This window comes from Pedobacter cryoconitis (assembly GCF_014207135.1).
Classification (GTDB): Bacteria; Bacteroidota; Bacteroidia; order Sphingobacteriales; family Sphingobacteriaceae; genus Pedobacter; species Pedobacter cryoconitis_D.
This window is the reverse complement of record NZ_JACHCC010000014.1, coordinates 39,966-65,193: the sequence shown is the minus strand read 5'-3', so window position 1 is coordinate 65,193 and position 25,228 is coordinate 39,966. Positions and strand designations below refer to the sequence as shown.

Below are 25,228 nucleotides of genomic sequence, written 5' to 3'. Positions count from 1 at the left end.
CAAAAAGAGAGGGCAACGTAAGTTGCCCTCTCTTTTTGTTTATAACTGTGTGAATTAGTTTTTAACGAATTCTGTATTTGCATTAAGTGTAACTTCGTCACTTAACATTGCATTTGGATATTTCGAACCTAAGGCGAAATCAGCTCTTTTGACTGTTCCTGATACTTTGAAACCTGCAGTAGCTTTTTTAGACATTGGGTTAGTCGTTAAACCTCTTAAAGTAGCGTCCAAAGTAACTGATTTAGTCACGCCGTGTAATGATAATAAACCGCTTACTTTATATTTGTTAGCAGATACTTTTTTTACCGAAGTACTTTTGAAAGTTAATTTAGGGAATTTCTCGGCATCAAAGAAATCGGCACTTTTTAAATGAGCATCTCTTTTTTCATCTTCAGTATTTACAGAATTTACATCTGCACTTAAAGTAATAACAGCATCAGAGAAATCATCTTTTGAAGCAGATATTGTAGATTCAAAGTTCTTAAATGAACCTTCAACATCATTAATCATTAAATGCGTTACCACAAATCCTAATTTTGAATGTGCTTTATCAGCATTCCATGTATTTGCCGCAGGCTTAAAAGCAAATAGTGCAGCTGAGGCTGCAAATAATAATACGAGTAGTTTTTTCATGTCTTTAATTTTTTTATACGACAAATATGGTATAATTTAATTTGGGTTGTATTGATGTATGATAAGAAAATCGGTTTCAGCTGGTTTTTTTCATTAACCGGGGGCTTTATAACAGGAAATAAGTGGTTTATTGAGTTTTATTTGTATGTTGTTTAAGTCTTTTGTATTCAGTTGATTATGTTTTTTTAAAAACGGGGAAATAAAATTATTGTTAAATATTTATACTCTGAAAATAGGTATTTAACACATTGTTTTTAGGTGTTTATACTGATGTCAGATTTATAAATCATCTTAAATTTGATATTGATTTAGCCATCTCTTAAACAATATGAAATCATCTGTAGACCAGCCACCAAAAAACCTGCTTTGTTTTTCACATCTCCGTTGGGATTTTTTATTACAAAGACCGCAGCATTTGCTTCTGCGTTTTGCTAGCGATATCAATGTTTATTTTGTTGAAGATCCGGTATTTGACGCAAAAGAAAAACCGTTTTTTTCTTTTGGTACCCGTTCAGAAACGCTTTGGAAAGTGGTGCCGCATTTAATGCCCGGATTAAGTTCAGATCAGGTAACCCGATGTATGGCAGAGTTGATCGATGAGTTTTTAAGAGATGCAGAACTCAGTCAGTGGACATTCTGGTATTATAACCCTTTGGCCCAGTTATTTGTGAAAAAACATAAACCTAAACTGACTGTGTACGATTGTATGGATGAAGTTTCCGGGCTGAGGCATGTGCCTCAAGAAATGAGTATACTGGAGAAAAAACTGTTGGAGAAAGCCGACCTGGTGTTTACAGAAGGATATAGATTACCTGAAAACCTGAAAAAAATGCATGCTAATATTCATTCTTTTCCCAATTCCGTTGTTCAGGGGAATAGTGCATTTTCCTGGAATGAGAATTATAAGGCAATGTTTCGTTTAATGCAGTCAGTCGTAGCCTGTAAAAATGCGCATCTGCATAACTTTCGAAGGAGAGCATATGTGGATCAGCAATTGAACATTACCTGAAATAGTAATTTGAATCAACATTATAATTAGTAAACGCGATCTATTATTTTATCTTTTTAATATATTTTTGTAACTGAGTACTTCTAAGTTAATTTTATCTTTATAAGATCTCTGAAAAAATAATGATACAAGATCAAAACAAATTAAAAGAATCCAGGCAGGCACAATCTTCTTTCCCAATCATAGGAGTAGTCGGTTCGGCCGGATCTTTTCATGCACTTCAAAAGTTTTTTTTGTGAAGACTCAGCCGGTAAATCATTGCGATACAATTAGACTATCAGCCTTATTAATCATTTTTAGAAGTCAAAACAGTGGATAAAAGTCAAAATTCAGCCAGAGTAAGTCATCCATCGTTGATTAGTAGGTTGTCAGGGAAATTGAAGCATAAGAATGATATTTTCTCTTCACCCCGAAAACTGACTGATGATGATATTAATGTTCTTCTGAATGAACTTCAGGTCTATCAGATGGAACTGCAGATGCAGAATGATGAACTTAAGGCGTCCTATTTAACGCTTGATCAGGAGCGGGCCAAATTTGTAGGACTTTATGATCTGGCTCCGGTAGGATATTTCATTCTTGATTATCTTGGAATCGTGGAAGAGGCCAATCAGAATGGGATTGATCTGCTTAAAATCTCTAAACAGGCTATCATGAATAGGAGATTCCAAAGTTTCATTGCTCCAAAGTCATGGGAGGATTTCTATAATTTCTTGCATAGAATGCAGCATAGTGATGGTAAACAATCTGCTGAGATTAAGCTGAAGTTTTTAAATGGTAAAGTTGTATATACCAGAATGGAAGGTATAGGGGTTTCGAGTATGTTCACCACTGATATTAAATACTACATCACTGTCATTGACATTACTGAGAGTAGGAATGCCCAGCAAATTCTCAAAGAGACGAAAGAAAGGTTGGAAATGACATTGAGAGCATCAGCTACCGGAACCTGGAAAATTAGCTGGGGATCAAATACCGTCTTTTTAGACAGCCATAGTTATAAGATTATGGGGATTAATAGCTGGGCTTTCAAAGGTACGATCGTTGGATTGATTTCAATGATCCATCCAGATGATCAGCAGCATGTTCGTCATCAGCTGATGAGTGCAGTCAATGGATTGAAAGATATTGATATGGAGTTCAGGGTGGCTGATGAGACTGGACAGTTTAAATATATTGCGGCAAAAGGGCACGAAATCAAGGTACAGGAAGAGTCCAAGTCAAACTATTTTGCCGGGATATTAATGGATATTACTGAACGTAAAAAATTTGAGCACGAAGCAGAAATTCTAAAGAATGACCAACAGAAGTTAATTCTTTCTGCTACCCTGACTGCACAGGAAAAAGAACGCAACAATATCAGCAGGGCATTGCATGATAGTGTCTGTCAGCTACTTTACGGTATAAAGCTGAACCTGGAAAGTGTAGAAAGGGTTCATAACCTGAAAGGTGAATTCAAAAATGTCAATCAGTTACTGGATCAGGCAATCAGGGAAACCCGGCAGATCTCCTATGAACTGACTCCGGCAGTATTGAAAAACTTTGGTTTCGTTGCCGGAATAAAAGAAATGGCTCAGCGGACAAGCACAGTACATTTCCAGATTGATACTTACATTGATAGTTCAGCAGATTTTCTCCATCAGGATGTACAGCTGTATTCCTTCAGGATGATACAGGAACTGATCAATAACTGTATCAAACATGCTCATGCCACACACGCAGAAGTAAAAGTAAGTTTTCATGATAACCAGGTTATCATCAGGGTAACAGACAATGGTATAGGACTCCACCAGAACATTGATGAGGCTTTCAGTAGCGGATCTGGTTTAAGTGGAATTAAGAACAGGGTTTATCTGCTAAACGGACAGATTAAGTTTAATAATGCCAAAAAAGGCCTTGTCGTTACCATTACATTCTTTAATACACCAGAATTTTCGGTGTAAATTTTTTTAATCAGATAAAACACATTTATGTTAAGTTTACTATTAGCAGAAGATCATAATATAGTTCGTAATGGAATTCGTATGCTGTTGGAAGCCGACAAGGAAATTAGTATAGCCGGCGAAGCTACTAATGGTCTGGAGGTTCTGGAAATCATCGATAAAGGAATTAAAGTTGATATTGTACTTGCTGATATTAATATGCCCGAGATGGATGGGATTTCCCTGATCAGGGAATTGAAATTGAAAAAACCTGAAACACAGATTGTAATGCTTTCCATGCTGGATAATGAGAAGTACGTCTCACAGGCGTTTTCTGAAGGGGCGTCTGGCTACCTCTTGAAAAGTGTAAGTGCTGACGAATTGATCTTTTCATTAAAACATGTCAATACAGGTGGTAAATACTTATGTGCTGAATTGTCAATACGTTTGCTTGATAAGTTAGTTCATGCAGCTAATATGCCTATAAATCAGATCAATGCTAACCTGGATTTCTCTATGCGGGAAATTGAAATATTACATTTGATAGCCGAAGGGCTGACGAACAACGAAATGTCTGATAAACTGTTCATCAGCAAACGGACGATTGAAGGCCACAGGCAGAGTCTGATTGAGAAGACCGGTTCAAGAAATACTGCAGCGCTGATCAGATTTGCTGTATTAAGTGGTATTATCCAGTAATACGCTTTACGCTATAAAAAACTAAGTAATTTGTGAGCCAGGTTTTTGGTTTTATAGTTGATCAGGGCCTTACCCTGGTGGTTAAAATAAAACATATCCTTTTCTGAAATAAAGCGTACATCTTTATTTTCCAGGCTGATCTGGAAAGGGTATTTTCCTGATCTGTCTGGTACCCTGGATATAGAAGAGATAGTGCCGGAAATACTAAATTCCTGCTCATCACGATCCACACTGATCATTACTTTATTTCCAACATTCAGTTTGGCGACATTCGACTCATCGGCTGCGGCTGTACAATATACTTCACCTTTACTTTTAATGTCAGGCATGATATAAAAGAGCGTATCATTTTTACTGACATAAGTTTTATTCCTGAATTGTATTTTATTAGGCATGTAATAACCAGCCTCTTTAGCATATATTGATATATCCTTTTGCGCTGATAAATCAAAAATGGTAAACAGAAATAAATTAGGTTCTATTGCATTATTGATATTAAAGACATTTTTTTTGATAATACCATTGTAGGGGCTGATTACCGGAATAATTTTATGCTGCGTATGAAATTCGGCCTTGAATGAGAGACTGTCCCTGTATGGAATAATAAATGTAATCAGAATCAGCAGACAAAGCGTTGCAAAAGTCAATGTCATGCTGTAACTGTTAATCTTATTCAGGAGGTTATTTGTTTTGGTCTCTGCTAGCATTGTTTTTTTCCTTCTTTAATTTTATATCTCCAGTCTGAGCCAGGCTTTTGAAGAAAAATAAAGCAAGCCAGAAAGTAGATACGATCTGACTTGTTCTTTTCATAGGTAGAAAAGTATTATTTATTTTTCCTTCGGGCAGGACTGAGATTTTTCGTATTAATGAGGCTTAGTTTTTTAATAGCTACAAATTATAAATATTGTTTGGTCCGATAAAATAGTTCGGGTTAAAGCAGGTTTTTGAATGGTGAACATAATTTTTAGAGGGGTTTATATTTTAAGATTCTGTCTGCGAAAAATAAAGCTCTGGGATTTCGTTAGTTAGCAGCTATTTTATACATTGAGCTGTGGATAAAATGAATTGTCTAATTAGCTGTTTATATAGTACATTCATTTATCATAATATTACCTGTGATTAATATAAATTAACCGATGAATATAAGTTGTTATATAGTTGATGATGAATTTCATGTGATCAGTACGTTGCGCGAGTATATCAGTGAAGTCCCTTACCTGGAATTAGTCGGTTTTAACAGTGATCCGGAACAGGGGTTAGTTGAGGTGAACAGGTTGGCACCAGATCTTATTTTTCTGGATATTAATATGCCCGAACTGGACGGAAGGGATTTCTGTGAGCAAATTACTACAGCAACCAAGGTAATTTTTGTAAGTGGTTACAGAGATTACGCTTTTGATGCATTTGGTCATAATGCAGTTGATTATTTATTAAAACCGGTTTCTCACAAGCGGTTTATGCAGGCTATTCATAAAGTGATTAGTTTTGTCCCGATGCTGGGTAAATCTGCTGTACCCCCAGTATCTTCTGAAATCAGTTATATTTATATCAAATACGGGGCTAAAGGGAGGTTGATTAAGATAGAATTTGATGATATCTATTATATCGAATCAAATGATAACCATGTGATCTTTAATCTCGAAAATGAGAGCTATACTGCTTATATCCCTTTGAAAAATGTCATTCTGCAATTGCCGGAAGATAGTTTTTTGCGTATTCATAAATCATTCGTGGTCAACCATAAAAAGATCAATCATATTGAAGGAAATATGGTCATACTTAAAAACAAGACTATTTTGCAACTGGGGAATACCTATAAAGATTCCTTCTTTAAATACGTTGGTTTAAGTGTCTTAAAAACGAATAAATAAAAGCCAGATCTTAAATTAAGATTGATTTATTAGTCTCATTACTAATGTTTTGTGAATTATTGTAAATTTTATTTGTAATTATTCTAAATAACTAGCTATGTTTGCGGAGTTATTTAAAATAATTCTAAATAGGTTTTTTAATGAGAATTGGTTTACTGCTGGTTACTATATTTATATTTACTGCAACTATTCATGCGCAGGACAAAACTGTCGTTAGTCAGAAGAAAAAAGATACGACGGCTAATAATCTGAAAGAAGTTGTTGTCACAGGTGAATATCAGCCTCAATCTCTAAAAAATTCTGTTTACAGAACACGCATTATCAATGCTGAGCGGATCCGGTTAAAAGCTGCAACCAGTATTCAGCAGGTACTAAATACAGAACTTGGATTCAGGTTTTCCAATGATATGGCTCTGGGGACGACGGATGTCCAGATGATGGGGATGTCCGGACGCAGCATAAAAATCTTATTAGATGGTGTACCAATGCTGGACAGGAGTGACGCCCGTGAAAGTTTAGCCCAGATTGACATCAATACGGTTGAACGCATTGAAATCGTAGAAGGGCCTCTCTCTGTTTCTTATGGCTCGGATGCATTAGTCGGTGTAATCAATATCATTACTAAAAGACCGGGGAAAGAAAACCTGAATATAAATGCAAGGGTTCAGGAAGAAACAGTAGGAACAGAATATGCTCCTTTTGGTAAATCAGGAATGCATACCCAGCACCTGGGAGCAGGATGGCGAAATAAAAACTGGAATGCATTGGCGGGCCTGACACGTGAAGATTTTAATGGCTTTAATGTGATCAGTCCTACAACTACGGCTGACGAAAGTCTGGCCAATCCAAACCGCTGGAAACCAAAAAAGAAATGGTTCGCCAATGCCAGAGTGGGTTATAATGATGATAATTTAAATATCTGGTACAGATTAGATTATGTAAACGAAAACATTGATAGCAGAGGACCTTATATTGCAAATGTAAACAAGTCGAAGAATCAGCAATATATCACTAACAGATATACACAGCAATTACAGGGAGATTATCGCTTTAACAATAAGCTACAACTAAGTGGTTCTTTAAGTTATAATGATTTGCGGCGTGCGACTAAAACCACAGAGCATGATTTCGCTGCAGGGACGGACAGGTTAACCGATGGATTGGGCGAGCAGGATGTTGCGAAATTCAGAACAGGAACTGTCAGGACTACCCTTCAATATAAGCTGTCTGATCAGATCGCTTTTCAACCTGGTGTAGAAGTTACGCTCGATGGGGCCAGTGCTGCCAGAATTAAAGGAAATCCTACAATCAATGATTATGCATTTTTCATTTCATCGACACTGGATGTCATCAAAGGAGTAACTATCCGTCCTGGTTTCAGATTCATTAAAAACTCGGTTTATGATGCCCCTCCGGTTATCCCATCACTGAATACCAAGATTAAGCTGACTGACAAACTTGATTTCCGTTTGGGTTATGCAAGTGGTTTCCGTGCACCGGCATTACGTGAACTCTACTATGATTTTGTTGATGCCAACCATACCATTCTTGGAAACGAAAATCTGAAAGCAGAACAATCCAATAGTTTCACAGCCTCTTTTTCGCTTGATGCAGTCCAGACAAAGGAGCTTACGGTCAGCTCTGTATTAGGAGGTTTCTATAACAATATTAAAAACCAGATCAATTTTGTGACTTCAGAAACTGATGGGGGAGTAACCACTTTGTATAATGTCGACAGATTCAGGACAGTTGGCGGTACATTAGACAATACACTGCTATGGAAAGATTTCCAGGCAACCCTCGGTTTTGCCATGATCGGTTCGTATAATAAATTTAGTGCAGTATCTACACTATATGGTGAATCTCCCGAATTTGTATGGTCACCGGAAATCAATACCAACCTGAGTTATAGTTTCCCAAGGCTCGGAGCGATTTTGAACTTATCGGCCAAATTTAATGGTACCACCCGAAGATATCAGGATTATACAGAGAATGGAGTACAAAAGATAAAATTGACAAAAGTTGCTTCATCAACTATTGCCGATCTGATGATAACCAAAAAACTTTTTAAAACACTCAACTTAAATGCAGGTGTAAATAACCTGTTTAATATTACTACACTGAATAGCACTGCTACAGCTACAGGTGGCGCACATAGTACCGGAGGAGGTTCTATACCATTAAGTTATGGCCGTTCCTATGTAGTGGGTTTAAGTTTTAACTGGGCAAAAGATTAAATCCTAATAAATACACAACATGAACAAATTTACTCAACTCATCACTTTATTATGTTTTGCAACGGCATTTACAGCCTGCAAAAAAGATAACAATCCAATTATTGAAGCCCCGGCTTCAGTAGGCAATAAGCTTACTTTAAATGGTCTTATTGGCACAGAAGCAGGTGCAAGTGCAGGAAACAGTGTTTTCGTGGATTTCAGTACTGATAAACAAACTTCGGTTGCCCGTACTTCATGGGATCTGGGCTTTTACGCGGGAAATGATTTCAAAGTAATATTAAATCATACTGTTGGAGCAACTGCCATTGCTTTAGCACAAACTGATTTAACCAAGGTGACTGCAACCGATACTATTACACTGGCGGCTTCGGGGGCTTTAAATCTTGGACAGGGTGAAGGTGGTTTTTCTACTATAGATCCTGTAGAAGGAACTGCAACGGCATATCTGGCAGGTACGGTGATTAAAACAATTTCGGCAACTGATGCGGACAATAAAGTCTATATCATTAACCGTGGTGGAAAGAGCGGATGGGAAAAAATCCGTGTCATCCGCGCCGGAGCAGGTTATACCTTGCAATATGCCAAAATCAATGAGACAACTTTTAAAAGTCTGACAGTTACAAAAGATGCCGCTTTTAATTTTAAATATGTATCCTTCGTAACTGGTGCAGTTGATGTTGAGCCTGTTAAAGCAGCCTGGGATATACAATGGACACTGTCTACCTATAAGGCCAATGCAACTATTCCTTATACTTTTTCGGATTTTGTACTGATTAATTTTGTAGGTGGGGTAACAGCTGCTGAAGTAATCTACACTGGTGCAGGGGCAAACAGTAATGTTGCTTTTGCTGACTTTACTGAAGCGAATTTATCAGGTATAACTTTCGTTGGCAACAGAGATGTGATTGCTGGAAACTGGAGAATTACGTCGGGTACACCAATAGGTGTGAAAACAGATCGTTTTTACCTGGTTAAAGACGGTGCTGGTAATATTTATAAATTGAAATTTGTGAGTTTCCATCCAAATGATGCTGGGGTACGCGGTAAACCAGTGATCGAATATAAATTGGTTAAAAAGGCATAGACTTGGTTAGTTTAGGTTGCGAAGGCTGGCTTTCATCCTGTATGAAAGCCGCCTTTATTCATTTTTTTTTCAACTGGCAGATTTTATCTTATTAAATAATTATAAATATGAATTTTCAATTCAATAAAAACAGAAAACTTAACCTCCTGGCTGCGACTTTGTTTGTGCTTAGCCTTGGTGCATGTAATACCGGTAGTCAGCCTAAAGCAGAAAGTCTTCCGGATAGTACTAAAATTGTGTCTCTGAATGGAGCAATCAGTGAAGTACTTGCGGGAATAGGTCTGGATAAAAATATAGTTGGGACAGATGTAACCAGTAATTATCCGGAGAACCTGAAGTCAAAACCAAAAGTAGGTCATAACAGGAATATAAATGCAGAAGGTATTCTGGCACTGCAGCCTAACCTGATTATCGCTGCTAAGAAAGATATTACGCCGGCAATTTCTGCTCAGTTTAAAGCAGCGGGCGTGAAACTTTTATTACTGGATCAGGAATTCTCTGCTGATGGTACAAAAAAGATAATCCATACCCTGGCTGACAGTCTTCATCTTCAGGCTAAAGGAGATTCACTGGCGAAAATTCTGGATACTGATCTGGCTGCGGTTAAACCTGTGACTAAAAAAACAAAGGTGCTGTTCATCTATGCACGTGGTGCAGGAACAATGATGGTTGGGGGTACAGGAACACAGGTAGAAACTGCAATTAAGCTGGCAGGGGGGCAGAATGCAGTTACTGAATTTGCAGATTACAAGCCATTAACTGCTGAGGCCCTGGTCAAAGCTAACCCTGATGTTATTCTGCTTTTCGATTCAGGTTTACAGAGTTTGGGTGGAATCCCTGGGGTAGTCAAGATTCAAGGAGTTAAAGAAACCAATGCAGGTAAAAACAAGAGGATTATAAGTATGGACGGGGAACTGCTTGGTAGTTTTGGTCCGCGTTTAGGTATTGCTATTCAGGAACTTGCAACTAAATTAAATTGAGTAAAAAAACAAAACTGATCCTGATATTACTTTCGCTCCTGCTGTTAGCCGTTGTGATTTTATCTTCCTGCCTGGGGGCGGTCAGAATAAGTATGGCCGAGCTTTTATCGATTATAGCTTATAAAACCGGACTTTCAGAAACTATAGGTTTTAAATCACAACAAGCAGCGGTACTGATGAATATCAGATTGCCCAGGGTGGTCTTAGGTGTATTGATTGGAGCTGGGCTGGGTGTTTCTGGTGCTGCTATTCAGGGCCTGTTCAGAAACCCTCTCGCAGAACCCGGGTTAATTGGGATATCTGCTGGCGGAACACTGTTCGCGGTATTGATGATTGTCATGGAATTTACCTTCTTTACAAAATTAAACGGAGTAATTGGTTTTTATGCAATTTCCATTTCCGCTTTTATCGGTGCTGCACTTGCTACCCTGATCGTTTACCGGATGTCTACCCGGAATGGTAAGACTGCAATTACCATGTTATTACTATCAGGTATTGCAATTACTGCGCTGGCAAGTGCATTCGTTGGTTTGTTAACCTATATGGCTACTAATGAACAACTCCCGGCAATTGCTTTCTGGAGTCTGGGAAGTCTGGGCGGTGCAAACTGGGAAACAGTGACTGGTGTCATGCCTTTTATTTTGATACCTGTAGCAATTCTTCCATTCCTGGCCAAATCTTTAAACGCATTGGCATTAGGGGAAGCCCAGGCACTTCACATGGGAATCAATGTAGTTACAATAAAAAGGATCATTATTGTACTGGCCACTATGGCAGTAGGTACTTCTGTAGCGGTATCCGGAATCATTGGTTTTATCGGATTGATCATTCCGCATATTCTAAGAATGACTTTTACGGCCGACAACCGTCTGGTCATTCCAGGTGCAGCAATTCTGGGGGCTGCATTGTTAACCATTGCCGATCTGATAGCCAGGACTATAGTAGCTCCCGGTGAGCTGCCTATTGGTATTCTGACAGCTTTAATTGGTACCCCTGTATTCATCTCTATCATTATTTCTGAGCGTAATAAAAATAAATTATAATATGATCCAGGTACAAAATATTACTTATCAGATCGGAAAAAAGATGTTGCTGCATGACTTAAGTTTTGAAGTGAAATCTGGCGAGTTGTTAGCTGTACTGGGCGCAAACGGAGCTGGTAAAAGCACGTTGATGAAGTTATTGTGCAGGGAAACTACACCTGCTTACGGTGATATTGTCTTCAGGGGACAAAACCTGAAGAAATATACCTTGCCAGAACTGGCAAGACAACGTGCAGTCCTTTCTCAGCATCATACAATTTCCATTTCTTTTATGGTGGATGAACTGGTCATGATGGGCAGGTATCCGCATTTTGAACAACAGCCCGGCCCGCATGATCAGGAAGTTGTTCAAAAGGTGATGGAAGAAACAGGTATTACCCACCTTTCGGGGAGAGATTATAATACCCTTTCGGGTGGGGAACAGCAGCGTGTACAACTATCAAGAGTACTGGCCCAGGTTTACGATTGTCCTGACGCCTGTTTGTTTTTGGATGAGCCAACCAATGGACTGGATCTGCTTTATCAGCAGCAGGTTATGGAACTTGCCCGCAGCCTTGCCAATCGTGGATATTGTGTCATTTGTATCCTTCATGATATCAATTTTGCTTCCCGGTTTGCAGATAAAATACTAATGCTCAAAAATGGACGGAAAGTGGCTCTGGGTACACCATTAGAAGTAATTAATTGTAAAAATATACATGAAACCTTTAATATTAACGTTAAGTTAATGGCATGTGAAGGATACACCTGCCCGCTGGTTATTCCGGCAACTATACAGACATGAAATTTATAACAAAGAACCAGCATGAGTTTATGCAGGCTTCATTATCAGTAAAAAAAATATAATCAAATGGAAAAAATAATGGGACTAAAAAGTCTTTGGGAGGCCTTCAGAGCAGAAAACCCTAAAGTAAGGATCAGAGATGCAGCAAAACAATTAGACACTACAGAAGCTGAATTACTGGCTACCTCAACCGGAGAAACAGTAACCCGTCTGACAAACGATTTTCAGGAGATCCTGAAGTCTGTTGAATCATTGGGCAAGGTAATGGCTTTGACCCGTAATGACTTTTGTGTACATGAACGTAAAGGTGTTTATAAAAATGTTACGTTTTCCGGTCCGATGGGACTTGCAGTAAACCCGGATATTGATTTGAGATTATTTATGATGCAATGGTCTTCTGCTTTTGCAGTTGATGAAAACGGCAGGAAAAGTCTGCAGTTTTTTGGTAAAGACGGAGAAGCAATTCATAAAATCTACCTGGTTGAAACCAGCGACGTACGGGCATATAATACTTTGGTGAAAGCCTTCACCGCAGCTGATCAGGAAGAACCTCTTTTGATCCAGAAAGATAAAAAGGTTGCAGAAGAAAAACCAGATCACGAAATTGATGTAGCTGCCTTTCAGGAAAAATGGCTGAACTTACAGGACACACATGAATTTCATGGTCTTTTAAGGAAATTCGGAGTGACCCGCACACAGGGATTGCGTTTGGCTCCTGAAGGTCATGCGGTTGCTATTACAAAAGAGTCTTTGAAAGCAGTTTTGCATAAAGCTTCAGAAACGGACCTTGAAATTATGGTGTTTACCGGAAGTGCTGGTTGTATACAGATTCATACCGGTCTGGTGAAGAATCTTTTGCAGACAGGTCCATGGTTTAATGTAATGGATCCTGATTTTAATATGCATTTGCGTGAAGATGCAATTGCATCTGTCTGGTTGGTTAAGAAACCTACAGCAGATGGTATTGTAACCAGCATTGAAGTGTTTGACCAGTCTGGTGAGATCATAGTTCAGTTTTTCGGCAAACGTAAACCAGGCATTCCTGAAAATGAACATTGGAGATTAATGGTAAATGAAATAGCTGTTATCTCCAGATAAATTACTAAATATTTGTTGCTGAATATTTCTATGCCCGAAGCCCGGTTGTTTATCACCGGGCTTTTCTTATTCCTATTATTTTGATTAATTTTATCAGGATGTAACGCTACTCGATTACATATTTAATCTTAGAACCTTGGATAAGCAATCAATTGATATTAAAGACCTTGAAAAACAGGTCGCAGCGAGAGAAGCTGTTAAATTAATTAAAAATAATGATGTCGTTGGATTAGGCACGGGGTCAACAGCCTTTTTTGCTATTCAGGAAATAGCTTTAATGGTGGAAAACGGTCTAAAGATCAAAGGTGTGCCAACCTCCGAGCATACCGCAGCACTGGCAACTTCTTTAGGTATTGAATTACTACCGATGAGTGAAGTGAATGTCATTGATATCACCATCGATGGAGCAGACGAATTTGATGCACATTTAAATCTGATTAAAGGAGGGGGAGGGGCATTATTCAGAGAGAAAATTGTAGCCTCACTGACTAAAAATGAAATCATCATTGCAGATTCCGGCAAATTTGTATCTCAATTAGGCAAATTCAAAGTTCCGGTAGAGGTGGTGCATCTGGCATTAAATTATGTACTGGGACAGTTGAGTAAATTAGGCGGCAAAGGAGAGGTACGGTTAAGAAACGATACGCCATTTATCACAGATAATGGGAATATCATTGTAGATACTGACTTTGGTCTGATCAGTGATCCTGCTGGTTTATCTGAAAAATTAAACCAGATTGAAGGAGTGCTGGCACATGGGTTATTTGTCAATCTGACCTCAAAAATCATTATGGGAAAAGGAACTGATACTATTATATATGATGGAAATTAATTTTGACCCTTTTCCGGTGCTGGAATCGGAGCGTTTACGTTTGAGGCGAATTACAGCTGCTGATGTAAATGAGGTATTTGCACTCAGATCCAGCCCTGATATTATGAAATATATCCCGCGTCCCCTGGCTAAAACCGAGGAGGACGCCTTGGATTATATCAAAACGATTGATAAGGGGACTGATGAGAATACACTGATTAACTGGGCGGTCACTTTTAAAGATGAGGATAAACTGATCGGAATGATTTGTCTGATCAGAATGCAGCCAGAGAACTTCAGATCGGAAACCGGTTATATCCTTCATCCCGATTATCAGGGTAAAGGAGTGATGAAAGAAGCTCTGGGCAGGGTCATTGATTATGCCTTTAAAGATTTGAAATTTCATTCCCTGGAAGCGGTTATCGATCCGGATAATCATGCTTCTGAGTATTTACTTCTCAAACATAACTTTATCAAAGAAGCGCATTTTAAAGAAAACTCCTATTTCGATGGTAAGTTCCTGGATGCAGTAATCTATTCATTGATTAATAAAGACTAACGGCCGGCCCTTGGTTTTTCCCATTAAAACAGTCATGTTTGTCTATAATAATGATACATATTGTATCTTTGTATTATAATCATGATATTATGGTAAATCTGGAATGGTACAGGACCTTCAGGGCTATTTATGAAACAGGCACACTTACCGGAGCCGCCGAAACTCTTTTTGTCTCTCAGCCTGGTGTAAGTTTACACCTGAGTTCTCTTGAGTCTTATGTAGGTTATAAGCTTTTTGACCGCACTTCCCGGAAAATGGTTCCGACAGAGCGTGGTAAGGTGATGTACAATTTTGTCTTAGAAGCATTAATCAAGCTGGAAGAAGCAGAAAAACACTTTCATAGGAGTACAGAAAAAGAGAAGCCAACGCTTAGCCTGGGAATGTGTTTTGAAACCTTTCAGCTGATGCTTGAGCCTTATTTATCTGGTTTATCATTTAATGTTATTGTGAAATTTGGTGATTATCCCCAGATGCTCAATGACCTGGATAACGGAATTTTGGATCTTGTGATTACCCCGCACATGGAAAATATGAAGAATATAGCTTATAAGGCTTTTTCGAAAGAGAAAATTGTGCTGGTGAGTGGTTCCGAAAATGATACGACAGATTTTGAGCTGATGAATAAGAATGGCAATCTGAAAGGAATGCAGGAGTGGCTTAAACATCAGATCTGGTATGGAACCTCCGGGGATATGGAACATCTGATGAGGTTCTGGCATAATAACTTTAACAAAAGGCTGGACTTTAAACCTAATTATATCGTTCCAAATATGAGCTCGATTGTCAGGTGTATTAAAGGAATGCGTGGTTTTGCCGTATTGCCAGATTTTTTATGCAAAAATGAGGTTCTGGACGGGAGTGTAAAAATAGTTTGGGAAGGAACTAAAACTATGGAAAATACGCTTCATTTCGCGATGCGGAAAAAGACAATTTATGCTGAAGAAATCAAAGTCATTCAGCAGATATTTGAAAAGGAAATGAGTCCGCTTGAAAATGCAGGTCATGAACTGATAGCCTGACCCAGGGGACATTTGCCTCATTTTTTAATTTCTTTCTTGATTATAGCATAAAAGCCTACCTTTGTAATTCCGAAAATCACTTTGTATTGATTGGGTACTATTAATTCATTAAATTCATATATAAATCATAGTTGTAGATGATTAACATTACACTCCCGGATGGCTCAGTACGTCCGTATGAAAAGGGAACAAGTGCACATGAAATTGCTTTGTCAATTTCTGAAGGCTTGGCCCGCAACGTTTTAGCTGCCGAAGTTAACGGCGAAGTCTGGGATTCTTCCAGACCTATTGAGAAAGATTCATCAGTTAAATTATTAACCTGGAATGATACCGCTGGTAAAGCTACATTCTGGCACTCTTCTGCCCATATCATGGCTGAAGCATTGGAAGCTTTATATCCGGGTACTAAATTCGGTATCGGTCCTGCTATTGAAACAGGTTTTTACTATGATGTTGATTTTGGTGACCAGGAGTTTTCTTCTGATCATTTTAAAGCTATCGAAGCAAAATTCATGGAGCTGGCCAAACAAAAAGAAGTTTTTGTACGGGAGAATGTTTCTAAAGCAGATGCAATAGCTTATTTCACTGAAAAAGGTGATGAATATAAGCTGGATCTGATAGATGGACTGGATGACGGTAAAATTACTTTTTACAAGCAGGGTGAGTTCACCGATTTATGCCGCGGACCACATATCCCGAATACTGGATTTGTAAAGGCTGTAAAATTAATGAACGTTGCCGGTGCATACTGGAGAGGTGATGAAACTAAAAAACAGTTAACCCGTATTTATGGGGTTACTTTTCCTAAAGCAAGTGAATTGACAGAATATCTGTTAATGATTGAGGAAGCTAAAAGACGCGACCACAGGAAGTTAGGGAAAGAACTTGAATTATTTGCTTTCTCTGAAAAAGTAGGGATGGGCTTGCCGTTATGGTTGCCTAAAGGAACTGCTTTGCGTGAGCGTTTAGTGAATTTTTTAACTAAAGCACAAGCAAAATCAGGATACGAACAAGTAATCACACCACATATTGGTCATAAAAATCTTTATGTGACTTCTGGTCACTGGGATAAATATGGTGCTGATTCTTTTCAGGGTATAAAAACACCTCAGGAAGGAGAGGAGTTCATGTTAAAACCAATGAACTGCCCGCATCACTGTGAAATATATAAAGTTAAACCACGGTCTTATAAAGACCTTCCACTGCGTTTAGCAGAATTCGGTACTGTTTACCGTTATGAGCAAAGTGGTGAGTTACACGGTTTAACCAGGGTTCGTGGTTTTACTCAGGATGATGCACATTTATTCTGTCGTCCGGATCAGGTGAAAGAAGAATTCATGAAAGTGATTGATCTGGTATTGTACGTATTTAAATCTTTAGGATTTGAAAGCTACACTGCCCAGATTTCATTAAGAGATCCGGAAAACAAATCGAAATATATCGGTACTGACGAGAACTGGAAACTGGCTGAAAATGCAATAATTGAAGCAGCGGCAGAGAAAGGTTTGAATACGGTAACTGAATTAGGTGAAGCAGCATTTTACGGACCGAAGCTTGACTTTATGGTGAAAGATGCACTGGGCAGAAAATGGCAGTTGGGAACAATCCAGGTAGATTATAATTTACCGGAAAGATTTGAACTTGAATATACTGGCAGTGACAATCTGAAACACAGACCTGTAATGATCCATCGTGCCCCATTTGGTTCTTTGGAGCGTTTTATCGCAGTTTTGATTGAACATTGTGCTGGAAATTTCCCATTATGGCTTTCTCCTGAGCAATTCATAATCCTTCCAATTTCAGAAAAGTATGAAGATTATGCTAAAAAAGTTTCAGATGAACTAAATAATTCCGATATTCGCGGTTTGATTGACTTTCGCGATGAGAAAATTGGAAGGAAAATCAGAGACGCTGAGGTTAAAAAGACTCCTTATATGCTGATAATCGGGGAAAAGGAAATGTTGGAAGGAAAGTTGTCAGTAAGGAAACACGGAGAAGGCGATTTAGGAGAAATGACTATCCAGGCGTTCAGTGAATTATTAATTAAAGAAATAACAGTTTAAATAGTATATAAATTTGGCATTAGGCAGACCAGGATTTAATAGGGGACCACGTCCTCCTTTTAAGAAAAAAGAAGCAGAACATAATATTAATCAGTTTATCAGAGCCCAGGAGGTTAGATTAGCTGGCGATAATGTTGAACCAGGGATTTATCCTTTGGCAAAAGCTTTAGCCCTTGCCGATGAACTGGAGTTGGACCTGGTAGAAATATCACCAAATGCAGTTCCACCGGTTTGTAGAATAATCGATTACAGCAAATTTGTTTACGAACAAAAGAAAAAGCAGAAAGAGATTAAGGCGAATGCTAAACAAACGATAATAAAGGAGATCCGTTTCGGACCGAATACCAACGATCATGATTTTCAGTTCAAACTGAAACATGCAGTTAGTTTTCTGGAGAACGGAGAGAAAGTTAGAGCATATGTACATTTCAAAGGTAGAGCGATTGTTTACAAAGAGCAGGGAGAGATCTTATTGCTTAAGTTCGCACAGGCTTTGGAAGATATAGGTAAGGTTGAACTTTTACCTAAATTAGAAGGTAAACGTATGTTTTTAACCCTTGCTCCAAAAGTTGCAAAAAAATAAATAAATTACATAAATAAGAACAGGTTATGCCAAAAATGAAAACCAATTCCAGTGCTAAAAAGCGTTTTTCGCTTACTGGAACCGGTAAAATCGCAAGAAAAAACGCATACAAAAGTCACATTTTAACAAAAATGTCTACTAAACGTAAGCGTAATTTGGGTCACACCTCAATGGTGTCAAGTGCTGATATGGGCAACGTTAAGCGTATGCTTGCTATCGGTAAATAATTAAATTTTTTTAACCAGGTACCCGGTAGTAAGTTTGCTGAAATACGCAACACCGTTTATCAAAAAACAACAACACTATGCCACGTTCGGTAAACGCAGTAGCTTCGAGAAGAAGACGGAAAAAAGTCCTTAATATGGCCAAAGGCTATTGGGGATCAAGAAGTAAAGTATTCACTGTAGCAAAAAATACGGTTGAGAAAGGTTTGCAGTATGCATACCGTGACCGTAAAGTTAAGAAAAGAGAATTCCGCGGTTTGTGGATTCAACGTATTAACGCTGGTGCGCGTCAATATGGTATTTCTTACTCTCAGTTCATTGGTAAATTAGCGGCTAAAAACATTGGTTTAAACCGTAAGGTTTTAGCTGACTTAGCTATGAATCATCCAGAAGCTTTCAAAGCAGTAATTGATACAGTTAAATAGAAATATATAACATCAAAAAAAAGGGAGCAATTTTGCTCCCTTTTTTTATGCTTGAAATTTGAGAGGGAAGTTTTACCCCCTATAATATTTATTGTGTTTTCTCAGGTGCTTTAGGCCCATTCTGGTTGTTCTTGCCAGCCTGTTTTGCAGCTTTCTTTGCCGCATGCATATCCTGTAGTTTTTTCTTTTGATCAGCAGTCAGTACCTCATTCAGTTTAGCATCTGTTTCTTTCTTTAAGGCAGTATGCTGATCTTTCTGCGCTTTTCGGTTTGCTTTACTCAGTTTATGCCAGTCTTCACTTTTTTTGTACTTATCCAGTTCTACAGCATAGATTTTCTGTTTTTGATCCGCAGATAAAGTCAATTCCTGCTCTAATTTGGCCGTGGCTTTCTGAGCCTTTTGCTCAGCAGTCATTTTTTGGCTGGCAGTACCTTGTTTAGTTGCTGTTTGTGCATAGCTGGCAGTTAATCCGATTACTGCTATGGCTAATGTTAAAAATACTCTTTTCATAAGTGTTTGTTTGTGTGTTATTTAATAATATAGAGTAAAAAGAGTGAAAAAGGTTTAAGAGCCTGCCGAAATTCGTCAGCTATTGCCGGCAGATGCTAAAAAAACTTAATTTTTATTCATTTGTGAGATTGACTTCTGCATTTGCGCCATCATATTTGTTAAGGTCTCCATGCTCGGCTCTGGTGTCGCATCAGGTAGCGTAGAGCTGATATAAGCCTTTGCTTTCCATATTTCCAGTATATCTTCAGCAGCAACCGTATAAGGGTCGTACAGCTTATTATCTGAGACTAATTTCAACTCTTTGTTTTCCTTAAAGCGGTTTCCGGCACGTTTATAAACGACACCTTCATTTTTGCTGATAATTACATAGGTTTCTCCGGTTTTAACATCATTCCAGTTATCCATATACTCACCGATAATAATACTTCCTGGCTGAATAGGCAACATGGAATCCCCTACAATTTCAAAAGCTCTGAAAGTACCCTGTTTTAAAGAGGGCAGGGGGAGTTGAAATTTAGGCAGATCTTTGATATACTCGGGGTCAGAGAACCCGTTCAGATAACCTGCACTTGCTTTTACAGGAACCATTTCAATATTTTCATTGTCATTATGATCAACCGATATACTTAATATCCGCAGATTGGAACCCTGACTCTTTAATTTAGGTTTCCAGTTGTCATTGATGATTTCGTTAATGAATTCATCCATGGTTAGTTCATAGTGTTCTGCTATTTTTTTTAGCAAATCATATTTAGGTTCCGCACGGTCTTCTTCGTAAGCACCAACCAGTGATCTTTTAATTCCCATTAAATCAGCGAATTGTTGCTGTGTGTGGCCTTTTTTCTTTCTTAAGTATTTGAGGTTTATGGAAATATTCGACATAAAATAAAAGATTAAAAATAATTTGTTTTTACTAAAATAGTTAGTATTATTGTACCAATAAAGTTAGTAATATTTATCTGTACTACAAATATATATACTAATTTAATTAGTGGTGATAATTAAAACTACAAGCAATGAGAAAATTTGTCTACATCGTGACCGATAGAAACCGTACCAGTTTACATGTTGGAATGAGCGCTGATTTAATTAAGACGCTTGATTTTTATAAGCAAATGCCAAGTCTGTTTTTTGACAGTGGACAGCAGCTTACCCGTTTGGTCTATTTTGAAGAGTTTAAGACGGAGCCACAGGCACTCAGCCGCTTTAAACTGATCAGCAGATTCACCAGAATGCAAAAAGAGCGTTTAGTCCGCTCTTGCAATCCGGATTGGATTGATCTGACTATCGGTCTTGACTTTGAGCATATCACGATGAGCAGACCATTGTCTACACAGGTTAAGATACCATTGACCATTATGTCATAGAAGAAGGGGAGGCAATGTAATTCAGGTCAGTAATTTATTCTTCCCACAATTCGATACTGTTACCTTCCGGGTCAAGGATATGGACGAACTTGCCATATTCATAAGTTTTGATCTCATCGATGATGGTTACACCGTCATTTTTTAATTGCTCAACCAATTCCTCTATATTTTCAACCCGGTAGTTGATCATGAAGTCTTTTTTGGAAGGTTCAAAGTATTTGGTGTCTTTGGCAAACGGGCTCCATACGGTACTGCCTTCTTTCTCCGGATCATCGGTAGTGCGCCAGGTGAACATAGTACCATATTCGGCAACGGGCAGGCCTAGGTTTTTGGCATACCATTCATTCATCTTTTTTGGATCATCGCACTTAAAAAAGATGCCGCCGATACCAGTTACTTTTTTCATATTGATCAATTTTATAAATAATATAATACCAATATACTAAAAAGGCCAGCACGTTTAAATTTCGGCTGGCCTTTTTTTTATTCTGTCTGATAACTATATCAGGAGATTGATGTGTTCATAGAACTAGTTGGTCTTGCTCTCGTTCTTTTTGTTTTCTTCTTCCTGTTTTTTCTTATCCTTCTCTTCCTGGCGTTTTTTTCTTTTCAGTTCGCGCTCCTCTTTTCTGGTTAATGGTACAACAGGTGCCAGTTGCTTCGGAGCAGGTTCAGGAGCTTTTTTCTCTTCTGGTTTTACCTCTTCCTGTTTTTCTGCGGGGGCGGCACCATCAACAACAGGGGCTACATTTAAGGAGTCTACAGCTACACTATCCTTTTTGGTTGTATCTGCCGTATAAACAGGAGTGGGACAGTTATAGTTTCTGGTGATAGGTACTGTCGCTTTCGGGAAAGGCCCGTAAGTATATCCGGTACTTTTATCGTGGTAAACCTTTTCCATAAACTTAGCGAAAATAGGAAGAGCAGTGTGTGAGCCTTCACCGGTTTCACCATTTTTAAAGTGTGCTGAACGTTCGTCACAACCTACCCATACGCCTGTAACCAGGTCTTTTGTAATCCCCATATACCAGGCATCCACATAGTCAGAAGATGTTCCTGTTTTACCACCAATCTGGTTATTGTTTTTCCAAAGATCCCATTCCCATAAAGCTCTTGAAGTTCCTCCCGGTTCTTCCATTCCACCTCTGAACATATAAAGCATTAACCATGCAATTTCCTCAGAAAGTACTTTTTTGGTTTTTGCGACGAAATCTTCAAGTACATTACCATCCTGATCTGTGATCCTTTCTACTAAAATAGGATCGGTCCTTACACCTTTGTTCAGGAATGTTCCGTATGCTCTTACCATTTCAAATACAGAGACATCGTTAGAGCCAAGACTTACAGAAGGTACAGACTCCAGATGACTATCGATACCACATTCATGTGCCCATTTTACAACATTCTCCCAGCCAACCTTTTCGGTCACCTGAGCAGTAATTGTATTGATAGAGCGTCCCATTGCCGCGCGAAGTGAAGTCTCGCGGTAAGTATTTTGCCAGTTTGCATTTTTTGGTTCCCAATACTCAGTTTTGCCTTTCTCATCGTATTTGATTTTAACAGGCTTATCGATAAAGGTATCACAAGGGCTCATGCCGCTTTCAAATGCAGTCAGGTAGGCGAAAGGTTTAAAAGTTGAACCTGCCTGGCGTTTAGACTGGTTAACATGGTCATATTTAAAGAATTTATGATCCAGACCACCAACCCATACCTTGATTTTACCATTAAAAGGGTCAAGGGTCATCATACCAGTGTTCATAATTTTACCGTAATAACGGATAGAATCCATGGTCGAGAACAAAGTATCCCTGTCACCTTTATAGGTGAAGATTTTCATTTTCTTCTTTTTATTAAAATAAGCGGTTACAGAATCAGGACTGTTTGCATATTTTTTCTCCAGTAAGGCATAGATCGGAAGATTACGCATCGCACGGTTAGGATAATCAACTTTATGTTTTTCAGAATCTTCCCATGGATCTTCGTTACCCCAGACACTATAAAATCTGCGCTGAATAATTTTCATTTGTTCAGCAACAGCCTCCTCAGCATATTTCTGAAGTTTAGAGTCAATAGTGGTGTAGATTTTTAATCCATCTTCATAAAGGTCATATCCGTTTTTATCACACCATTTTTCCAGATATTTGGCTACGGCCGCTCTCAGATAAGAATCACCGTCACTGCCTTCGTCTTCTCTTCCTTCTTTAAGTTTTACAGGTGTACTCTTATACTGGGCAAGCTCAGCTGCGCTGATATAGCCGTATTTGTTCATTTGCGAAAGAGATACGTTTCTTCTTTCCAGTGCTCTTTCCGGGTAACGTACAGGATTGTAAGTTGTGGTTCCTTTAAGCATACCTACCAGCATGGCTGATTCAGGAACAGTCAGTGAGTCTGTTTGTTTATCAAAGTATACCCTTGCTGCAGTTTTTATCCCATATGTGTTATTTCCAAAGGACACTGTATTCAGATACATTGTGATAATCTCATTCTTGGAATAGTTGGACTCTAGTTTTACCGCCGTCATCCATTCTTTCAGTTTAGAAACAATAGTCCTGATTACCGGGATATGTTTGATAAAACCCTGAGATTTATTATATCTGGTACGGTACATGTTTTTAGCCAGCTGCTGAGTGATTGTACTGGCACCTCTTTTATCACCAGTTGCTGTAGAGATTCCGCTTGATAACAAAGACCGGAAGTCTATTCCCATGTGTTTGTAAAAACGAACATCTTCTGTTGCAACCAGTGCATTGATCACGCTTGGTGAGATTTGTTTGAAAACAACCGGAGTACGGTTTTCTTTATAATATCTGCCTATCAGTTTTCCATCCGAAGTATACAGTTCCGAGCCTACACTTTGTGTGGGTAATTTGATATCCTTGTAAGAAGGAGAGTAGCCAAAAAGCCACAGGAAGTTCAGCTGAAGCGCGCAAAAGAAAATAATGATACAAAAAATAAACACTGAGAAATAACGCAGGTATTTATTGTGAATCTCTTTAAACATACAGTTTGGTCAAAAAATTAGTAAAACAGTTTAAGTTAAATCTTGTTAACAACATTATGTGCAAATTAACGTAAATAAATCACTAAAATTTTTACCATTATAAAATACGTTGGGCTTCCTATGCCATATATACTATATATGGACTGATTTTTAGTAAATTAGATAGTTCCGTTCTGTTTAGTAGTTTTCAAAATAACCTATACATGAGTAAAGAAATAAACCGCTTTTTAGCACCGTCAGGACAAAAGATAAAATTGAAGGAGTATAGTACCCACTACAATGGAGATTTGGGCAAAAAAGAAGGAAAGGCAATGCTCGGTGCTGTCAAGGAAAAATTAAGCATACACCAGAAGGTCCTGTACGCCGAAAATTCACATTCAGTGCTAATTATTTTTCAGGCTATGGATGCTGCGGGAAAGGATAGTGCGGTTGCCCATGTTATGTCTGGTCTGAATCCTCAGGGCTGTCAGGTTTATAGCTTTAAAACACCCAGTGCAAATGAATATGAACATGATTTCTTATGGAGACATAATCTGGCTCTGCCTCAGCGTGGGCGGATTGGTATTCACAACCGGTCACATTATGAAAACGTATTGGTTTGTAAAGTCCACCCCGAATATGTATTAAATGAAAGAATTCCGGGATATGACGACGTCAGGAAGATCGATAAGAATTTCTGGAAAGCGCGTTATGATAATATCCGGAATTTTGAAAAACAAATCACCGGGAACGGCACAGTAATTCTCAAATTCTTTTTATACGTTTCAAGAGATGAACAGAAGCTACGTTTCCTGGACCGGATTAATGACCCTTCAAAGAACTGGAAATTTTCAGAGTCTGATATTACTGAAAGAGCTTTATGGAAGGATTATATGGAAGCCTATGAAGAAGCAATTTCCGAGACATCCACTGACAATGCACCCTGGTATATTATTCCGGCCGATAAAAAGTGGTTTGCCCGTTTGACTATTAGCCAGATATTGGAAAGTACCTTTAAGAAAATGAATTTGAAGTTCCCTGTATTGGCCGATGAAGCGCTGGCTAAACTGGAAGGATATAAAGAAAAATTATTAACTGAAGTATAATTATTTTAGTACATTTGCGTCGCTTTTGGTTCCTGGTCACCTTGGTCAGGATTAAAAGGGAATATGGTGTAAATCCATAACTGTCCCGCAGCTGTAAGCTCTGTAACGGAATTCAAATCCAGCCACTTGTCTCTCAATGAGACTGGGAAGGCAGAATATCCGGGAGTAAGTCAGAAGACCTGCCTCTAGCCTTAATTTCATAGCTTTCGTGGATTGAAGC

The 25,228-nt window shown here is 38.5% G+C and carries 25 protein-coding genes and 1 riboswitch; of the genes, 19 read left to right on the top strand and 6 right to left on the bottom strand.

Features of this window, described 5'->3' with window-relative positions; all coding sequences use genetic code 11:
• Window positions 1-54 precede the first annotated feature (54 nt).
• Window positions 55-633 carry a YceI family protein gene (locus HDF25_RS22865; RefSeq protein WP_184628725.1) on the bottom strand — a complete coding sequence of 193 codons (579 nt, stop codon included), beginning with the start codon at window positions 631-633 and terminating at the stop codon, window positions 55-57.
• Window positions 634-961: 328 nt separating this feature from the next.
• On the opposite strand from HDF25_RS22865, the gene HDF25_RS22860 reads away from it, so the two are divergent.
• From HDF25_RS22860 to HDF25_RS22850, 3 genes are all read left to right on the top strand, one after another.
• Entirely contained in the window at window positions 962-1,642 is a 681-nt protein-coding gene (locus HDF25_RS22860; RefSeq protein ID WP_184628724.1) for a hypothetical protein, read from the top strand.
• Window positions 1,643-1,953: 311 nt separating this feature from the next.
• Window positions 1,954-3,585 (top strand): ATP-binding protein, encoded by a 1,632-nt coding sequence (locus HDF25_RS25955; RefSeq protein WP_221451008.1) that lies wholly within the window; start codon window positions 1,954-1,956, stop codon window positions 3,583-3,585.
• A 27-nt stretch (window positions 3,586-3,612) separates the two neighbouring features.
• Complete coding sequence (locus HDF25_RS22850; protein WP_184628722.1) at window positions 3,613-4,263, top strand: response regulator; 651 nt, start codon at window positions 3,613-3,615, stop codon at window positions 4,261-4,263.
• Between the two features lie 11 nt (window positions 4,264-4,274).
• Here the strand turns inward: HDF25_RS22850 and HDF25_RS22845 are convergent, their stop codons facing one another.
• Window positions 4,275-4,970, bottom strand: a complete 696-nt coding sequence (locus tag HDF25_RS22845; protein ID WP_184628721.1) for an HlyD family efflux transporter periplasmic adaptor subunit — start codon at window positions 4,968-4,970, stop codon at window positions 4,275-4,277.
• 429 nt (window positions 4,971-5,399) lie between these two features.
• On the opposite strand from HDF25_RS22845, the gene HDF25_RS22840 reads away from it, so the two are divergent.
• The 14 genes from HDF25_RS22840 (at window position 5,400) to rplT (ending at window position 19,044) form a co-directional block, all read left to right on the top strand.
• Entirely contained in the window at window positions 5,400-6,134 is a 735-nt protein-coding gene (locus HDF25_RS22840) for a LytR/AlgR family response regulator transcription factor (RefSeq protein WP_184628720.1), read from the top strand.
• Between the two features lie 140 nt (window positions 6,135-6,274).
• On the top strand, window positions 6,275-8,371 hold the full coding sequence (locus tag HDF25_RS22835) for a TonB-dependent receptor plug domain-containing protein (RefSeq protein WP_184628719.1): 2,097 nt from the start codon (window positions 6,275-6,277) through the stop codon (window positions 8,369-8,371).
• 19 nt (window positions 8,372-8,390) lie between these two features.
• Window positions 8,391-9,455, top strand: coding sequence for an HmuY family protein (locus tag HDF25_RS22830; RefSeq protein ID WP_184628718.1), 1,065 nt, complete (start codon window positions 8,391-8,393; stop codon window positions 9,453-9,455).
• 107 nt (window positions 9,456-9,562) lie between these two features.
• The gene (locus tag HDF25_RS22825) at window positions 9,563-10,435 is read left to right on the top strand and encodes a hemin ABC transporter substrate-binding protein (protein ID WP_184628717.1); all 873 of its coding nucleotides are present in this window, start codon (window positions 9,563-9,565) and stop codon (window positions 10,433-10,435) included.
• On the top strand, window positions 10,432-11,478 hold the full coding sequence (locus tag HDF25_RS22820; RefSeq protein WP_260409446.1) for a FecCD family ABC transporter permease: 1,047 nt from the start codon (window positions 10,432-10,434) through the stop codon (window positions 11,476-11,478). Before HDF25_RS22825 ends, HDF25_RS22820 begins: the two co-directional genes overlap by 4 nt.
• 1 nt (window position 11,479) lies before the next feature.
• Window positions 11,480-12,262, top strand: coding sequence for a heme ABC transporter ATP-binding protein (locus HDF25_RS22815; protein ID WP_184628716.1), 783 nt, complete (start codon window positions 11,480-11,482; stop codon window positions 12,260-12,262).
• A 66-nt stretch (window positions 12,263-12,328) separates the two neighbouring features.
• On the top strand, window positions 12,329-13,360 hold the full coding sequence (locus HDF25_RS22810; protein WP_184628715.1) for a hemin-degrading factor: 1,032 nt from the start codon (window positions 12,329-12,331) through the stop codon (window positions 13,358-13,360).
• Window positions 13,361-13,496: 136 nt separating this feature from the next.
• A complete protein-coding gene (gene rpiA / locus HDF25_RS22805; protein WP_221451007.1) occupies window positions 13,497-14,192 on the top strand; it encodes a ribose-5-phosphate isomerase RpiA in 696 nt (231 codons plus the stop codon).
• Window positions 14,179-14,730: a GNAT family N-acetyltransferase gene (locus tag HDF25_RS22800; protein ID WP_184628714.1), complete on the top strand. Its 552-nt coding sequence runs from the start codon at window positions 14,179-14,181 to the stop codon at window positions 14,728-14,730. The genes rpiA and HDF25_RS22800 overlap by 14 nt, the downstream gene beginning before the upstream one ends.
• An 89-nt stretch (window positions 14,731-14,819) precedes the next feature.
• Window positions 14,820-15,749 carry a LysR family transcriptional regulator gene (locus HDF25_RS22795; RefSeq protein ID WP_184628713.1) on the top strand — a complete coding sequence of 310 codons (930 nt, stop codon included), beginning with the start codon at window positions 14,820-14,822 and terminating at the stop codon, window positions 15,747-15,749.
• A gap of 137 nt (window positions 15,750-15,886) precedes the next feature.
• Complete coding sequence (gene thrS, locus HDF25_RS22790) at window positions 15,887-17,812, top strand: threonine--tRNA ligase (protein WP_184628712.1); 1,926 nt, start codon at window positions 15,887-15,889, stop codon at window positions 17,810-17,812.
• A 13-nt stretch (window positions 17,813-17,825) separates the two neighbouring features.
• Window positions 17,826-18,395 (top strand): translation initiation factor IF-3, encoded by a 570-nt coding sequence (gene infC / locus HDF25_RS22785; protein ID WP_051759761.1) that lies wholly within the window; start codon window positions 17,826-17,828, stop codon window positions 18,393-18,395.
• A 26-nt stretch (window positions 18,396-18,421) separates the two neighbouring features.
• Window positions 18,422-18,622, top strand: coding sequence for a 50S ribosomal protein L35 (gene rpmI / locus HDF25_RS22780; protein ID WP_037439533.1), 201 nt, complete (start codon window positions 18,422-18,424; stop codon window positions 18,620-18,622).
• A gap of 77 nt (window positions 18,623-18,699) precedes the next feature.
• Entirely contained in the window at window positions 18,700-19,044 is a 345-nt protein-coding gene (gene rplT / locus HDF25_RS22775) for a 50S ribosomal protein L20 (RefSeq protein ID WP_068400926.1), read from the top strand.
• A gap of 88 nt (window positions 19,045-19,132) precedes the next feature.
• Here the strand turns inward: rplT and HDF25_RS22770 are convergent, their stop codons facing one another.
• Both HDF25_RS22770 and HDF25_RS22765 read right to left on the bottom strand, forming a co-directional pair.
• The gene (locus tag HDF25_RS22770) at window positions 19,133-19,555 is read right to left on the bottom strand and encodes a hypothetical protein (RefSeq protein WP_184628711.1); all 423 of its coding nucleotides are present in this window, start codon (window positions 19,553-19,555) and stop codon (window positions 19,133-19,135) included.
• 105 nt (window positions 19,556-19,660) lie between these two features.
• Window positions 19,661-20,437, bottom strand: a complete 777-nt coding sequence (locus HDF25_RS22765; protein ID WP_184628710.1) for an XRE family transcriptional regulator — start codon at window positions 20,435-20,437, stop codon at window positions 19,661-19,663.
• Window positions 20,438-20,571: 134 nt separating this feature from the next.
• On the opposite strand from HDF25_RS22765, the gene HDF25_RS22760 reads away from it, so the two are divergent.
• On the top strand, window positions 20,572-20,922 hold the full coding sequence (locus tag HDF25_RS22760; protein ID WP_184628709.1) for a GIY-YIG nuclease family protein: 351 nt from the start codon (window positions 20,572-20,574) through the stop codon (window positions 20,920-20,922).
• 34 nt (window positions 20,923-20,956) lie between these two features.
• On the opposite strand, the gene HDF25_RS22755 is transcribed toward HDF25_RS22760, so the two are convergent.
• A complete protein-coding gene (locus tag HDF25_RS22755) occupies window positions 20,957-21,328 on the bottom strand; it encodes a VOC family protein (RefSeq protein WP_184628708.1) in 372 nt (123 codons plus the stop codon).
• Between the two features lie 123 nt (window positions 21,329-21,451).
• A complete protein-coding gene (locus HDF25_RS22750) occupies window positions 21,452-23,923 on the bottom strand; it encodes a penicillin-binding protein 1A (RefSeq protein WP_184628707.1) in 2,472 nt (823 codons plus the stop codon).
• A 203-nt stretch (window positions 23,924-24,126) separates the two neighbouring features.
• Here HDF25_RS22750 and HDF25_RS22745 point away from each other — a divergent pair, with 203 nt between their 5' ends.
• Window positions 24,127-25,008: a polyphosphate kinase 2 family protein gene (locus tag HDF25_RS22745; RefSeq protein ID WP_184628706.1), complete on the top strand. Its 882-nt coding sequence runs from the start codon at window positions 24,127-24,129 to the stop codon at window positions 25,006-25,008.
• Window positions 25,009-25,017: 9 nt separating this feature from the next.
• Window positions 25,018-25,210, top strand: a riboswitch (cobalamin riboswitch).
• The last annotated feature ends 18 nt before the right edge of the window (window positions 25,211-25,228 follow it).